General features: G+C 62.7%; 10 protein-coding genes and 1 pseudogene. 10 read left to right on the top strand and 1 reads right to left on the bottom strand.

The genetic code is table 11. The features are described 5' to 3' along the window. The first annotated feature begins 255 nt into the window (after positions 1-255). The 3 genes from RHA1_RS51015 to RHA1_RS41330 all read left to right on the top strand — a co-directional run bounded on the left by RHA1_RS51015 (position 256) and on the right by RHA1_RS41330 (position 6766). On the top strand, positions 256-411 hold the full coding sequence (locus tag RHA1_RS51015) for a hypothetical protein (protein WP_020476725.1): 156 nt from the start codon (positions 256-258) through the stop codon (positions 409-411). A gap of 938 nt (positions 412-1349) precedes the next feature. Further along, positions 1350-6140, top strand: coding sequence for an AAA family ATPase (locus tag RHA1_RS41335; protein ID WP_016880393.1), 4791 nt, complete (start codon positions 1350-1352; stop codon positions 6138-6140). After that, the gene (locus RHA1_RS41330) at positions 6137-6766 is read left to right on the top strand and encodes a response regulator transcription factor (protein WP_011599983.1); all 630 of its coding nucleotides are present in this window, start codon (positions 6137-6139) and stop codon (positions 6764-6766) included. Before RHA1_RS41335 ends, RHA1_RS41330 begins: the two co-directional genes overlap by 4 nt. A gap of 27 nt (positions 6767-6793) precedes the next feature. Here the strand turns inward: RHA1_RS41330 and RHA1_RS41325 are convergent, their stop codons facing one another. Next, positions 6794-8332, bottom strand: coding sequence for an AMP-binding protein (locus RHA1_RS41325; RefSeq protein WP_011599982.1), 1539 nt, complete (start codon positions 8330-8332; stop codon positions 6794-6796). 213 nt (positions 8333-8545) lie between these two features. Between RHA1_RS41325 and RHA1_RS41320 the strand changes: the two genes are divergently transcribed. From RHA1_RS41320 to RHA1_RS41285, 7 genes and pseudogenes are all read left to right on the top strand, one after another. Beyond that, on the top strand, positions 8546-9190 hold the full coding sequence (locus RHA1_RS41320; RefSeq protein ID WP_011599981.1) for an enoyl-CoA hydratase/isomerase family protein: 645 nt from the start codon (positions 8546-8548) through the stop codon (positions 9188-9190). Between the two features lie 424 nt (positions 9191-9614). Beyond that, a complete protein-coding gene (locus RHA1_RS41315; RefSeq protein ID WP_011599979.1) occupies positions 9615-10463 on the top strand; it encodes a 2-keto-4-pentenoate hydratase in 849 nt (282 codons plus the stop codon). Next, positions 10460-11248 (top strand): acetaldehyde dehydrogenase (acetylating), encoded by a 789-nt coding sequence (locus RHA1_RS41310; protein ID WP_011599978.1) that lies wholly within the window; start codon positions 10460-10462, stop codon positions 11246-11248. The genes RHA1_RS41315 and RHA1_RS41310 overlap by 4 nt, the downstream gene beginning before the upstream one ends. A 30-nt stretch (positions 11249-11278) precedes the next feature. Beyond that, a protein-coding gene (locus tag RHA1_RS41300; RefSeq protein ID WP_255284983.1) for an IS5 family transposase occupies positions 11279-12188 on the top strand; the annotation gives its coding sequence in 2 pieces (ribosomal slippage) (positions 11279-11629 and positions 11631-12188; 909 coding nt in all). 20 nt (positions 12189-12208) lie between these two features. Continuing rightward, a pseudogene (locus RHA1_RS48120) lies at positions 12209-12364 on the top strand (acetaldehyde dehydrogenase); the annotation flags it as partial. Then, positions 12361-13371 (top strand): 4-hydroxy-2-oxovalerate aldolase, encoded by a 1011-nt coding sequence (gene dmpG / locus RHA1_RS41290; RefSeq protein ID WP_011599975.1) that lies wholly within the window; start codon positions 12361-12363, stop codon positions 13369-13371. The pseudogene RHA1_RS48120 and the gene dmpG, both read left to right, overlap by 4 nt. A gap of 488 nt (positions 13372-13859) precedes the next feature. Beyond that, positions 13860-14738, top strand: coding sequence for a hypothetical protein (locus tag RHA1_RS41285; RefSeq protein WP_237727099.1), 879 nt, complete (start codon positions 13860-13862; stop codon positions 14736-14738). Positions 14739-15106: the final 368 nt, after the last annotated feature.

Raw genomic sequence — 15106 nt, 5'->3', positions numbered from 1 at the left:
TTGCACGGTGTTGCCAATCCCTCGCGAAGATCTGCCGGGCGCCGACGACACCGTCGACCAGGCCGGTAGCTGGGCAGCGAACTGTACCGATCTGGAACAGAACCCTCGAGCAGAGCCGATCCCGGGCGCTGAATGAAGGAGTGTTCCGCTGATCAATACGCTAGTGTGAGCATTACCAGATAAGGACGAACGCCGGTGGCCGAGAACAAAATCGCGAGACGTAGCCGATTTCAGAGAAGCGAGCGCCACGGAACTGTGGCTGACAAACTGTTGGCGGCCTACGAAAACAGGGCGCCGATCGCCCGGCTGGTCGAGCAGCATCTCAAACTGACCATCCACGATTCGTACCTGACTCAGCAGCTACAGGTGCGGCACGGGCAAACCCAGGGCGCCACGATCCGTGGCCACTAGGTCGGCATGTCCTCGGCAGCGATACAGCAGCAGATGGGCGTAAACCAGGTAGAACGTCGTGTCCATATCAGTTGTCCAGATCGCGTTAGTATTGCAACGACAGTTTGTGATGTCGGTGTTTGCAATGGCTGGCGCGGGCTCCGGCTTGGCCGCGCGCCGCCAGTTCGACCAGTGCCAGACATGGACGAGGGCGTGTCGCACGGGGCAGGAGACGCGGTGGATTAGTCGTCGAATTTCGTTGATTGTCAGCGGGATTAGGGCATCCGAGCGGTAGGAGATACCCCTTCTTGAGCGCCTCGGCGCACGATCATCAGAAGGGCGGCCGTGGCCATCGACAAGGGCGATGTGTCGATACCAGGCCGGGTAGCCGCGGACCTGGTAATGGTGCGGTATGGGGGTGCGCGGGTTGGCCGAGACGGCCGGCGGGGAACGACCTGTGCGCCCGACACCTCCCCTGGAATGAAACACCGACAGTGAACCGACACCAGGCCTATTTTCGGTACACGAGAGTTCTACGACGCGCTCGCCCAAACACTCAACACTGACCCCCGCCGAGCGAGTTCGTGCTCATCGGTGACAGCGAGAACTGGCCGCGCAGCGGATCACGGGCACGCTGGCCGTCAACACCGCTGGTCAGGAGGCAGAGCTCGGTAAAGAGGAAGATGGGACCCCTGCTGAAGAACAGCCCACAGTTCAAACATCATCACCAAGTAATCGAGCTTTAGCCCCTGCGCATTGGATCAAAGCCCGCTTGACGTCCGCTACCTCCCGAAGTCTTGGATAGGTCCTGACCGAGCCTCCGGGAGGCAGCAGTCGGTGGCCACGGTGTCGGAATCCCGCCCGCGCATTGAGGCGTTCGGAGCCGCGTGGCGCGAGTCCGGGGTGGTTGGGCAGACTGGACAGGCAGTGAGGCCGATGATGTAGGGAATGACATGAAAATGGAAATCGACACCGTGAGGTCGCTTCGGGAGAGCCCCGGCATCACGACGACGCTGGCTCTGTCGGGCGACACACGTGATCGTGTGGTTGTACGGCGGCTGGATCTGTCGATGACGGGCCCATGGAGTTGGCACTGGCTCGAAGATGAGTTGGAGGCCATGCGTAGGGCTCGGCTCCCGCACATCGTCCCCACCCTGATCGCGCGCAGAGGACCCGACCACGCCGATCTCACCCGTCCGTTCATAGCCGGTCGCGACATTCGAGAATGGTCTGCGCAAGAGCCACGCCAATCGATCGACGTCCAGCTCAAGCTGATGTGCAATCTGTTCTACGCACTGGCTCGCCTACACCGAATGGGGATCGCTCACGGCGGATTGAAGCCAGCGAACATCATGCTTACGGAGGGCAATAATCAGCTCGTTCTCCTCGACGCCAGCGTGACGCGGACTCAATTGGCTGCCGTGACCCATCCCGTCGAGGTACCGGAAGATCGATATCTGCTTTCGGAAAGGCCTGGGCTCGCATACCCGACGGCAGGCTTCACCGCCGACATCTTCGCAGCGGGGTGGGTGCTCCTTGAGGCAACGGCAGCGGGCAATCGGACGGCCAGCGTATTGCGCAGGGCAGATCCTCGCCCCGGTACTCACGCAGAGCTGTCACACCTGATCGACATCGTCGGCGCCCCGGCTCCGCTGCGCCCGATATTCCTGAAGCTGCTGAGCCCACTTGCAGGGATACGCTACGAAAGCGCCGAGGACGTGCTGGCGGCGCTTGAGGCGGTCCTCGCGACCGGCGGCGGGGAGAACGCTCACACGTCTGCTGCCGCGCCGCCCCGGCACTGCGGACCGCTCGCCTACGCAGAGCCGCCGCTGGTAGGCAGGCATAACGAGCTCGCCACCCTCACCGCGTGTGCCGACGGCGCGACTCGGTCGTCCGGCGCGGTCACGTGCCTGAGCGGTGAGTCAGGAGTCGGCAAGAGCCGCCTGCTCGACGCCGTCGCCACGCACGCCTCGACGGCCGGGGTGACAGTGATGCGGGCCGGCGCGTTCGACCATGCGCCGGCCCGTCCCCTCGGCCTGTTCGCCGGCCCGTTCTGCGACGTGGGTGCCTACCTGACCGCGCACCCGATCGAGGCCGAGCGGGTGCGCGCAGAAATGGGTGAACTACTTCCGGTAGCACTCGAACAAGTACCGGAGCTGACCGCAGCATTCGGGGATCCGCCCGCGGCGACGAACTCCGATGGCGGATTCGGCGATCGCGCGGTGACCGCCGCCCCGACTGCCGTCGCTCGACTTCTTCGCTCCGTCTTCACCCACGAACAGCCTGGGCTGATCGTCGTCGACGACTGTCAGTGGGCCGACGACCTCAGCTGGCAGGTGCTCGCCAAACTGGCTTCGACGATATCGATGGAAGAAACGCGATCCCAGTCGAACGTCTCGTTGATATTTTCGTGCCGAACGGAAGCTGTTGCACAAGTGAGGGCCTGGGGACTCAGTGATATCGAGTTTCTGGATCTTCAGCCGTTGTCCGCGGCCGATACGGAGGAATTGATCCGGTCGATCGGTGACCGTATCCCCGACGAGGTCATTCCCTATGTCACCAAGTACTCCAAAGGCAATCCGCTCGAAACCTTATTAGTTTTCCGTGCGCTCATCGACTCGTCGGCGTTGACCCTCGAGTCGGATCGATGGGTGGTGGACGAGAGCGAGATGGCATCACTCCCGCTGCAGCCACAATCCCGGGATTCCGACGCCGCGGCTGGTCGGGACAGTGCCCAGATGGATGTGTTCGTCTCGGCGCGGCTGAGCCCATTGTCGACGGACACGCAGCAGGCGATACGTCAGAGCGCGGTCCTGGGACGCCGGTTCTCGTCCAGGCTTCTGTGCGAGGCACTGGAGGCGAGCCCGAAGGACGTCGATCAGCTCCTGCTGGAGGCAACCCAGCACGGAATTGTGCGCGGCATCGCGGATGGCGACCACGCCGAGTTCGAATTCACGCACGATCGGCTCCGCGAAGCCGTGCTGAGAACCTTGACCGACGGCGCCCGGCGCGAGCTGCATTTCCGGGCCGCAGGGGCACTCGAAGGTATCGCTGCGGTTCGGGCCGACTACGACATCGCGTATCACTTCGACCGCTCCGGCAGAGCTGCATCTGCGGTGCCGTACGCCCTGCGTGCGGGCGAGGCGGGGCTGAGGCACAATGCGCTCGACGTCGCGGAGGGCAACTTCAAGATCGCTGAAGCCGGGCTGGCCCAATGCGAGTCGGCCGACGACATCGCGAGATTCCGTGTTCACGAAGGACTCGGCACAGTCCACATGCTCCTCGGGAACTACGATCTGGCCGCGAAGGAACTGGTGTGGGCATACGAGCTGACCGGTGCGCGATCGGGACTCGACTCTTCACGGGTTGCCACTCTGCTCGGCGAACTCGCCTTCAAGACAGGACGATTCGATGATGCCGCGAAGTGGATGCGACAGAGCATGCACGACCTCGGGCTTCGCGTGCCCCAGAGTTCCATGCTCGCGGCCGTATTCGCGGTCGGCGAGGTGGGTCTCCTTACCCTTGGTTGGCTCTCCCGCCGAATCCGGCCGGGCCGAGCAATCGCCGGAACAGAGCGTGACCGCCTGGCCGCACGAATCCACAACCGGCTGGTATACGAATGGTGGTTCGTAAGGTCACCCATCTGGTTAGTATTGGCCATCCTCCGTGGCGTGCGTTTCGCGAATGCCGCACGAAGCACGCGTGAGCGGGCACAGGCATACTCCACCGCCGCCGTGATCTCCGGAGTAGCACCCGTCCTTGCGCCGCTGGCGCTACGCCTCGCCGACCGCTCGCTGCGACTGCGCCAGACGGCGGACGAAGGCTGGGGCATCGCCCAGTCGCACCATTTCCGGGGATTCGTTCTCTACGCTGCCAACCGGTACGACGAGGCGATCGCGGCGTTCGACACCGCAATCGCCGCCTTCGACATTTTCGGTGATCGTTGGGAACAGGTAGCCGCGATGTGGCAAAAGGCGCTGTGTCTGGCTCGACAGGGAAAACTTCACGATGCGGGAGTGCTCGCGCGTGACACCTACTGGGAGGGCAAGCGCAGAGGCGATCGGATCGGCGCGGGTACCGCCCTCGCGATCTGGGTCCGGTGCCTTCCGGGTGACGTGAGCATGGAGACGATCTCTCGTGAACTGCGGCAGACGAATTCGGACGACCACACGACGGCGATGTTGCATTGGGCGCGGGCGTGGCGACTTTTCCACGCGGAGCAGAACCTACAGGCTCTGGACGCGTTTCGGCAGGCAGACGAGCTGCTTCGCGGGTCAGGCATCAGGAATCATTTCCTCGCCCCGATCCTGACCTCGCATCTGCAGGTGTGCCGGCTCTGGCACGAGGCGGGACCTGCCTGGACCACCGAGCGCCGGCTCCAGGCCAAGACCGCCCGTCGGCTGCTCACCCGTGCTCGGTGGTCGGCCATCGTCTTCTGGGGCGAGCGGCCCGCGGTTCTGCGGGAATGGGCGTTGATGTCGTTTTCGCGGGGACACAAGTGGCGCGGCCGCATGATCTTGGCCGCAGCATCTCGCAGCGCATCCCGATACTCGGCGCAAGGCGAACTCGCCGCATGCGCTCTGGTCGCCACACTGGTGGGGCTCAAACCCAGACGGGGGCCGCTCCGTTTGCTGCCGCCGGTGACCAAACTGTGCCGACCACTGGGTATCCGGGTGGATCGCGGGATCGTCGAGTCGGCGCACTCGCGAGACGCCCTCGTCGGCAGGGGCTCAGCCCGGCACCAGGCCCTGCTCGACGCTGTGAGCAGCATCGTCGCCTCCGAAGACATCGACGAGGTTCTCGACAAGCTCCGAGACGCAACATTCGCGACGACCACCGCGCGCCGAGTCGAGATCTCGCGCGATTTACCGGTGAGTGTCGATACTATCGACGTTCCGAACGCATCTCCGGCGTCGATGTCCGGGGATTCGGGGCCGGCAGGTGAGGCCCGGGAAATGAAGTTGACGGAGCGCGTCGCCAAGCCGGTCGTCTGGGACGACGTCACCGAGATCTCGATCGTCGCCGCGTTCCCCCTCGGTGAGAGCGAGCACCATGGACCGACAATGGAAGTACTGGCCGCGCTGGCAGGCGCCGTCATCGAGCGGGAGGGCCTTCGGCGAGAGTCCATGGAACGGATAGTGGAAGTGCAGGAGGCCGAGCGCGGGAGAATCGCACGTGATCTGCACGACGAGTTCGGTCACCTCTTTGCGGGCGTGATGGACGGGCTCGGTTCTCTGCAGAGCTCCAAAGACGCGGCCACACGGCAGACTGCGACTGATGTCCGAACGATCGTCCGCAAAGGGATACAGATTGCCCGGACTGTCGCGTGGTCATTGCGGCCCTCGGGGCTCGACGATCTGGGGCTCACCGGCTGCATCGAACAGTACGTGGAAGATTGTCGGCAGATCTACCCGATCCGCATCGAACTCACCGCAACGGGACAGCCGGAATCCGTTCCGCCGGCGGTTGCGACCGCAGTCTTTCGTATCGTGCAGGAAGCACTGACCAATATCGGCCGCCACAGTCGCGCCGCGGAGGCGAGTGTCATGATCGTGTCCTCGGCAGACACCGTGCGGGCCGTCATCGAGGACAACGGGATCGGATTCGACCTCGACCTGGTCGGGCAGCGCAGGTCACTGGGATTGATCGGAATGCGGGAACGGGCCCGGCTGGTAGGCGGACGGATGTCCGTCGAGTCCCGACCAGGACAAGGTACGACGATAATGGTGGAGGTGCCGATCAGACGATGATCAGCGTTGTAGTGTGTGACGACCATGGCATTATCCGCTCCGGGATCCGGAGGATCCTCGAGACCACGACGGACTTTCACCTGGTGGCGTCCGCACCGACCGGAGAACTTCTCCTGCAAGCAGTGCGAGACTTCGCGCCGGAACTGGTGGTGCTCGACATCCGGCTGACCGACTGCAATGGCCTCGACCTGTTGGAGCAGATTTCAGCCATCTCGCCCGAGACCCGTGTCGTGATGCTCAGCATGTACGGCGCCAAGGGGTACGTCGAGAAGGCGAAGACGCGGGGTGCGCGAGGGTACATCACGAAGGAATGCCTCGACGAGGAGCTCGTGTCTGTCCTCTACGCCGTGATGAAGGATGAAGGATTTGTCTCGTTCCGCGCCGACACCACCGAACCCGGCGGCCCCGAAAGCCTGCTCGAGGCCAATATCGACTCTCTGTCTTCAAGGGAGCTCGACGTCCTGAAGATGATCGCCTCCGGCCTCACCAACACCGAGATCGCGGAGGAACTGACGGTCTCTCCGCGCACCGTCGAGAGCCACCGAGCCAGCATTCAACGCAAGCTGCTGATCCGCACCCGCGCCGAACTGGCCCGAGTAGCCCGGGACGCAGGCCTTTTGGACTAGAAACTAGACTCTGCCGGACTGCCTGCGTCAATTCACGCCGCGCGTCGACCCTTCCCAATACGGCGCTCGGAGCTTGAACTTCTGGATCTTGCCCGTCGCGGTATGTGGAATCGAGTCACGAAACTCCACCGAAGTCGGCGCCTTGTAGCCCGCCAGGTGCTGCTTGCAGTGTGCGATGATCTCGGCCTCGGAGACTGTGGAGGGACCCGTGGTGACCACCAGCGCCTTGACGGTCTCGCCCCATTTCTCGTCCGGTACGCCGATCACCGCGACCTGGGTCACACCGGGATGGCTGAAGATGCATTCCTCCACCTCAATCGACGACACATTCTCGCCACCGGTGACGATCACATCCTTCTTTCGGTCGGAAATCGTCAGTTGGCCCTCGCCGTCGATCATCCCGCCGTCTCCCGTGTGGAACCAACCATCACGCAGCGCCTCGTCCGTCGCCTCGGGGTTGTTCCAGTATCCGTTCATCACGACGTTCGAACGCGCCAGAACTTCACCCGAGTTGGAGATATGAAGCCGTGCACCGAGGGCGGGAAGTCCGGCGCGGGTCAGTCTGTGCGCTCGTTCCTCAAGATCAAGACCGTCATCCGCAGGCAGCGACCGGTTGAAAGTCAGCAGCGGCGATGTTTCCGTGAGCCCGTAGATCTGCTGCAGTTCCCACCCCAACTCGCTGCTCAGGCGCGCGATGGTACGGCTGGGCGGAGGAGCGCCGGCGCACACCACCCGCACCCGATCGCGACCAGGAATCTCTCCCTGCCAGGACCGGGCAGCCTCGAGCACCGCGTTCCACACCGCCGGAGCCCCGCACATCAACGTCACACCGTGTTCCTCCACCCGCCGGAGGATTTCGCCACCGTCGACCTTGCGCAACACGATCTGCTTCGCGCCCAGTCCTGCCATCCCGAACGGCATCCCCCAACCGTTGCAGTGGAACATCGGCAACGTGTGCATGTATACATCGCGTTCCCACGCACGGGTGTGCATCGCGAGTGTGACGGCATTGACCCAAAGATTACGATGAGTCATCTCGACACCCTTCGGGCGCGCGGTGGTGCCGGAGGTGTAGTTGATTGTTGCCGTCGACTCCTCCGTGGGCGACGCCCAGGGGGCCGGCTCCGTATCGAAGCGCATCAGATCCGCGTCGGTGTGCTTGCCCAGTACGAACCGGTGCCGAACCTTGATACCCGACAACGCCTCTTCCAGCTCGGGATCGACAAGAAGCACTGACGCGCCGCAATCTCCGACGATGTAGTCGACCTCCGCCGGAGACAGACGGAAATTGATCGGAACACAAATCCGGCCGCTCGCCGGCACCGCGTACAAGAGCTCGAGCAGTCGGGCCGAATTGTGGCTGACGACGGCGACCCGTTCGCCGACCCTGATGCCCAGACGATCGAATCCTGCTTGCCAGGCACACACGCGGTGGGCGAGTTCCCGAAAAGTCACCTGCCCGACCGACTCGCCCGGCTGTTCCGGCTCGTCGATCACGGCCACGCTGTCAGGGAAACCGGCCGCTCCCCGCTCCAGAAAGTCTGTAACCGTAAATGGGATGTGCATCGGTCCACCTCCACGACAACGTCAACGTCACTGCCACACCGCGTGGCCACACCACACGGTATCGAGCGGCAGCCGAGTCAACTTCCGTAGTTTTCCCGGATGTTCGTGGGCAGCCGTGGATCGTTGAATGGTGGAACACGATCTGTCGCAGAACTGTTGAGCACGCACACGAAGCCGTGTCGAACAGCGGTTCGACAGGAACCGGAGGTTGTGATGGTGCTGCCAAACCTCGTTGCGGCAGAAGAGGACACCTATAGCCGCGTGCTGTGCGATCAGCACGACGGAGTGTTGCGCGTGACGTTGAATCGGACCACTGCGCTCAATGCCATCAATGCGACCATGGCCAAGCGGCTACAGCAGCTGTGGTCGCTGGTTCGGGACGACGCGAGCATCCACTCGATCATCGTGTCCGCCGCCGGTGTCGAAGCATTCTGCATGGGATTCGACGTGCGCGATCCGCCGGAGCCCGTTCCCAGTGGTGGCGATGACGTGGGATCGGGAGCGTTTCCACGAATCAGCCCGAAGGAATGCGGCGTCGACAAACACCTGATCGTGACCGTGAACGGCATCGCCTGTCGAGAATCATTCCGATTCTTGCGTGATGCCGATGTCGTCGTCGCGTCCAGCAACGCCTCCTTCTTCGAGCCGCCTCGTTTCACCCCTGCAGATGATGTGAGCAACAGGGAGGGTGGATTGCCGGCAGGACTTCGCACGATCTGCGCCACAAACCCGACCGTGCACAACCCTGTGACGGCATTACAAGCGCACCATGCGGGCCTGGTTCACGAAGTGGTCCCGCTGGCGTCGCTGCGAGGTACCGCCGAACGCCTTGCCCAGGGCATGACCGTCGACTCCTGACCCCTTACGACCCCACAAAATGACTGCAATCTTCTACGGAAGGCGCCGCGTATGACTGTCACGACGATAGAGAGTTCCAGCCACACGATCGACGTAGACGGCATCACGACGCGCTATCACAAGGCCGGACCCGACGAACCCGCGTTGCTGTTGCACGGATCCGGACCCGGCGTGTCGGCCTCAGCGAACTTGGCAGCATACGATCGCGCCGCTCGCCGAGAATCATCACGCTCTGGCACCAGACCGCCAGGATCGAGTGATTCCGCTCGACGTCGGGTCAACATGCTCAGGCGTCTCCCCAACGTCGATCTCCATGTCATATGCCACTGTAGACGCTGGACCGAGATCGAGCGTGCCGCCGAGTTCGTCGCATCTGTCGACCAATTCCTCCCGACCTACTCTCCCCGGACGGCGTGATCACGCGATGAAGGCAACAACGACCAACGTACCCACGCGAACGAGCCTGAACCCGGCCGTCAACGACACACCGGTGCAACGCGCCGCTGACCGACTGGCGGAGGCTGCACACGAGTGCCGGCCATGCCTGCCCGTGCGGGACTTACTCTCCCCCGGTGACATCTCCGCCGCGTACGCAGTCCAACAGATCCTGACGGAGAAGGCGCTCGCCTCGGGCCGGCGGATCGTCGGGCGGAAGATCGGTCTGACCTCGCGTGCTGTTCAACAGCAACTCGGCGTCGACCAACCCGACTTCGGTGTGCTCTTCGCTGATATGGCCCGGAAACAGCACATACCGATCGCAATCGACCGACTACTGCAACCAAAGGTCGAGGCCGAGATCGCGTTCATGCTGTCCGAAGACCTGGCTGACGGCAACTTCGACCTGGCTCGGATCCGCAGTGCCGCAGGCACTGCGGTGGCAGCACTCGAGATCGTCGATAGCCGCATCCGTGACTGGGACATCACTATCGTCGACACAGTCGCCGACAACGCCTCTTCAGCCCAATACGTCATCGGGGATGATGTGGTGACCGTCGGCGACCTCGACCTGACACAGATGACGATGACGATGGCTGCGGATGGCGCGCAGGTGTCATCGGGCACCGGCGCCGACTGTCTCGGCGACCCTATGCATGCAGTGCAATGGCTCGCGCGCACGGTCTACGAATACGGATCACCTCTTCGTGCCGGTGATCTCGTGCTCTCCGGAGCCCTCGGTCCCGTGGTCCCAGTCGAATCGGGCCGGTCGTACACGGCAACGATCAGCGGCCTCGGGTCCGTGAAAGCAACATTCGAGAAGGGCGAGATGCAGTGACAACCAAGGTCGCAATCATCGGGTCGGGCAACATCGGCACCGATCTGATGTTCAAGATTCAGCGCCTGTCCCAAACCCTCGAGGTCGCCGCCCTGGTCGGTATCGACCCCGAGTCGGACGGCCTCCAGCGTGCTGGACGCCTCGGCATACCGATCACCGCGGACGGCGTGGCCGGTCTGCTGGACATCCCCGGCTTCGACCAGATCTCGATTGTGTTCGATGCGACATCAGCAAGGGCGCACGTGGCGAACGCGGCGGCCCTCGAACCGTTCGGCAAGCAGCTCGTGGACTTGACTCCGGCCGCGATCGGCCCCTACGTGGTACCTGCGGTGAACCTCGAGGAGAACCTCGCGGCACGGAACGTGAACATGGTGACGTGCGGTGGTCAGGCCACCATCCCGATGGTGGCGGCAGTGTCACACGTGGCCCCCGTGGCCTACGCCGAAATCGTCGCGTCAATCGCCTCCCGATCAGCGGGGCCGGGCACACGCGCCAACATTGACGAATTCACCGAGACCACCTCGAAGGCAATCGAAGTGGTCGGTGGCGCCCATCGCGGCAAGGCGATCATCGTGCTCAATCCAGCGGATCCTCCTCTGATCATGCGAGATACCATCCTTTGCCTGATCGGGGACGCCGACCACGACGCCATCCGGGACAGCGTGCACCGGCGCGTCGCCGAAGTGTCTGAATACGTTCCCGGCTATCGGCTAAAGCAAGACGTGCAGATCACAACGGTGACGGACGACGTGCCACTCAGCACGCTAGGGCGTGTCTCCCAATGATTTGGGGTGTTGTGCTGCAGACTCTTCGCTGTGGCAGACGTTGTTAATCGGTTTGAGGTGTTGACGGACAAGCAGTGGGAGTTGCTTGCGCTGCTGTTGCCCAGTTCGGATGGGCTGCGGGGGCGGAAGTTCCAGAACAGCCGGCTCGTGGTGGAGGGGATGCTCTACCGGCTGCGTACCGGGCTCCCGTGGCGGGATCTACCTGCGCATTTCGGCCCCTGGAAGACGGTGTGGAAACGGCACCGACGCTACGCCGGGGATGGAACGTGGGATCGGGTACTCATAGCCCTGGCCGCGATGGCCGATGCCGGTGGCGACCTGGATTGGGCGGTGTCGGTGGATTCCACCGTGGTGCGGGTGCACCAGCACGGCGCCAACGCCGCGCGTGACACAGGGGGATCTACCGAATTACACGAATCTGCTTGACGAACCGGTCGATCACGGCATCGGCCGGTCCCGCGGCGGGCTGACCTGCAAAGTCCACCTGGCATGCGATGGCGACGGACGTCCCTTGTCGGTGCTGGTGGGTCCTGGCCAGGCAGGCGACAGCCCGATGTTCGGCCCGCTCCTGGAGGGCATCTGCGTGCCGCGCATCGGTGGCGGCGCACCCCGCACGCGCCCGGACGAGGTCCGTGCCGACAAGGCGTACACATCCAAGGCCAATCGAGAACTGCTACGCAGCAAGGGCATCAAGGCGGTCATTCCCGAGAAGTCCGATCAGGTGGCCAACCGCAAGAACAAGGGCAGCGCGGGCGGTCGGCCACCGAACTTCGATGCCGAGTCGTACAAGGGCCGCAACGTAGTGGAAAGGGCCTTCAACAAGGCAAAACAGTGGCGAGCGGTGGCAACCCGGTATGACAAGCTTGCGCTGACTTACCGGGCTGGATTCCTTCTCGCCGGCATCGTCGAATGGCTCAAACTATTGGGAGACATGCCCTAGTCGAACGCGGCACGGAACGCCCGCGGTGGAAGGTATCGATCTACCTCGAGGTGGAGGGGGCCGCACACTATCTCCCCTCGTATGCAGGCAATCTCGACATCATGACCTCGGCCGCTCTGCGCACCGGTGAACGATTGGCCGAACGGCTCGAAACCAGAACGGCGGTAGCACAATGACCCGGCTCTACATTCAGGACGTCACCCTCCGCGACGGAATGCACGCGATCCGCCACCGCCTCGCACCCGCACAACTGCGCACCATCGCGGCCGCGCTTGATGCCGCCGGTGTCGACGCAATCGAGGTATCGCATGGCGACGGCCTTGCCGGCAGCAGTCTCACCTACGGTCCGGGCAGCAACACCGACTGGGAATGGATTACTGCCGCAGCAGACGTGGTGACCAACGCCAAGCTGACGACACTGCTGTTGCCCGGTATCGGCACGATCGCCGAACTCGAACACGCACACACCCTGGGTGTACGTTCCGTGCGCGTGGCCACACATGCAACCGAGGCAGACATTGCGGTCCAGCATATTTCACGTGCTCGCGAGCTGGGTATGGATGTCTCCGGATTCCTCATGATGTCACACATGGCCGCTCCAGCCGAGTTGGCCCGGCAGGCCAAGCTCATGGAACAAGCTGGTGCACACTGCGTCTACGTCACCGACTCGGGCGGTCGGCTGACGATGAGTGATGTGCGAGACCGGGTACGCGCGTACCGGGATGTCCTTGATGAGGCTACTCAGATCGGTATTCATGCCCACGAGAATCTGTCACTCTCGGTGGCCAATTCCGTAGTTGCCGTCGAAGAAGGCGTGACCCGCGTAGATGCGTCGCTCGCGGGGCAAGGTGCGGGTGCGGGGAACTGTCCGATCGAGGCCTTCATCGCAGTGGCGACCCTCCAAGGTTGGGAGCACGGATGTGACCTTTTTGCCCTACAAGATTCCGCCGACGATCTGGTACGTCCATTGCAGGACCGCCCCGTTCAGGTGGACCGCGAAACCCTCACGCTCGGATATGCAGGGGTGTACTCAAGCTTCCTGCGTCACGCCGAACGTGCCGCGATCGAATACGGACTCGACACCCGCAGAATTCTCCTCGAGGTCGGTAAACGTGAACTGGTCGGCGGGCAGGAAGACATGATCGTCGACGTTGCCTTGGACTTGCTCAGCAGTCACGCCTGAGGTTTTGGTTCGTCGGCGGTGAAAGTATCTCAAGCCCACCGACGGTATGGCCGGGCCGCGGATTCATTGGGGCTGACACCTGATGACCCGAATTCGCACTCGACGTTTCAAGTGCGGCAACTACAACTCGCTGATGTCGCCAGCACAATGCTCGCGTGAAATCAGTCAGAAATGCTCAACTCCCATGCAGACAACTGATACGTGAAACCCCCGGATGTCGCACCTCACATCCAGCGGGCGGCTGCCGTCTGAGCCGCATCTCACACCGACTCGGTAAATCAGATTGCGGGGATCAAGAACTCGGAAACTAGGAGACCAGAATGCCGGCAAAGAAGCTAGCTCTAGCGGTCATAGCCGTGCTAGGTGCTGCACTCTTCCTCTTCCCCCTTGTCACGAGCATGCTTCAGAAGACACAAGGGGTAGAGCACCTTACGGGGAGCCTGCGGGCAAGTTTTGAGCCAGCGTCATTGGCTCAGACTCGCAAAGATATGGACACGGTCCAGACAATGTCCAACCAGCTCCAAGCACAGACCTTGCCCGCGCTCCCCGGTGCGCTGGGTATGACGCCCGACCAGTTCCAGAGCTACATGGGGGAGAACTTTCCCGAGGTGGCATATGGTGTCTCTCAACTCGATACGATACTGCCTAAGTTCCAGGCTCTAGTGACCGGCTTGGAGACTCAGGCGCCGAACTTCCATAGCGCAGACCAGATTCCTACAGGTTTCGTGCCCAGCACTACGGTACCGTTCCTGTTCTTGATCCCGGGAGCAACCCTATTCATGCTCGCAGGCGGAGCACTGATAGTGGGAGGAGGCAACAATCGTGCCGGACTGGTGCGGGCCACCCTGCTCATAAGCGCGATGGTGGGTGCGGTTTTCATTATTGCCCCCCTGGTGTTGTCTGTTCCGCAGAAGACCCAAGCAGTTGACGACCTAACTACCTCGTTTGCAACGGTTTTTACCGACGATGGTGCGGCCGCCGTTAGGGTGGACATGAACGTCATTCAGGAACTGTCCGATCAGTTGCAGGGGCAGATGCTCCCGGCCCTGGCCGCCGCGCTGAAGATGGACCCGACGCAGTTCCACAACTTCATGGCGCAGAACTTCCCTTCCGTCTCCACCGGAGTGGATCAGCTAAACACGATCCTCCCACGCTTCCAAGGCTTAGTTAGCGGCATCGAGCAGAACGTTGGAAGCTTCCAACTGGCGGCGAGCATCCCCACGGCCCATGAAGCGGCGGCCACGCTGTCCTGGTGGTTCTTCGTTCCGGGGTCATTCGTGATTTTCGCTGGCGCAATCGGACTCGCCGTGCGCCAACCGAGCGCACCGCAGGTGAGGCCACGCGAGGGGACTCTCGTCACTTCCTGAGTGGGCGGGTACCGGAGGGCGTGAGTGCGCAACGTTTCCCGCTCACGCCCTCCAGGTGTTCGAGCCAAACTAGACAGTTTCTCTTGTCGTCGTCGAGTTGGAAAGAACCTGAATGGCCGGAGAATGCGTCTCGCGCACCGGCGCGTTGAGATCGACTGAACGCTGTCGCACGCACGCACGCACAGTAGATTCGAGTACGAATGCAGACTTGCGGCGAACGCATACATCGCGTCGTTCGATTACCGGTCCGATCCATCGATGCGATCCAGCACCCCAGCAGCAACCGACGTGACCCCAGCGCACCCTAACCATGGGATCCAGAGTCAGCGGGGCAGATCAAGTTCGTCAAGGGGCCGATGTCCGCGGCG

This window comes from Rhodococcus jostii RHA1, from assembly GCF_000014565.1.
Classification (GTDB): Bacteria; Actinomycetota; Actinomycetes; order Mycobacteriales; family Mycobacteriaceae; genus Rhodococcus_F; species Rhodococcus_F jostii_A.
This window is presented reverse-complemented; position numbering and strand designations above follow the sequence as displayed.

Excerpts from the sequence above, each read along its gene's own strand:
- RHA1_RS41335 (WP_016880393.1), top strand. The coding sequence starts at position 1,350 with ATGGAAATCGACACCGTGAGGTCGCTTCGGGAGAGCCCCGGCATCACG.
- RHA1_RS41330 (WP_011599983.1), top strand. The coding sequence starts at position 6,137 with ATGATCAGCGTTGTAGTGTGTGACGACCATGGCATTATCCGCTCCGGG.
- RHA1_RS41325 (WP_011599982.1), bottom strand. The coding sequence starts at position 8,332 with ATGCACATCCCATTTACGGTTACAGACTTTCTGGAGCGGGGAGCGGCC.
- RHA1_RS41320 (WP_011599981.1), top strand. The coding sequence starts at position 8,546 with ATGGTGCTGCCAAACCTCGTTGCGGCAGAAGAGGACACCTATAGCCGC.
- RHA1_RS41315 (WP_011599979.1), top strand. The coding sequence starts at position 9,615 with ATGAAGGCAACAACGACCAACGTACCCACGCGAACGAGCCTGAACCCG.
- dmpG (WP_011599975.1), top strand. The coding sequence starts at position 12,361 with ATGACCCGGCTCTACATTCAGGACGTCACCCTCCGCGACGGAATGCAC.
- RHA1_RS41285 (WP_237727099.1), top strand. The coding sequence starts at position 13,860 with ATGGACACGGTCCAGACAATGTCCAACCAGCTCCAAGCACAGACCTTG.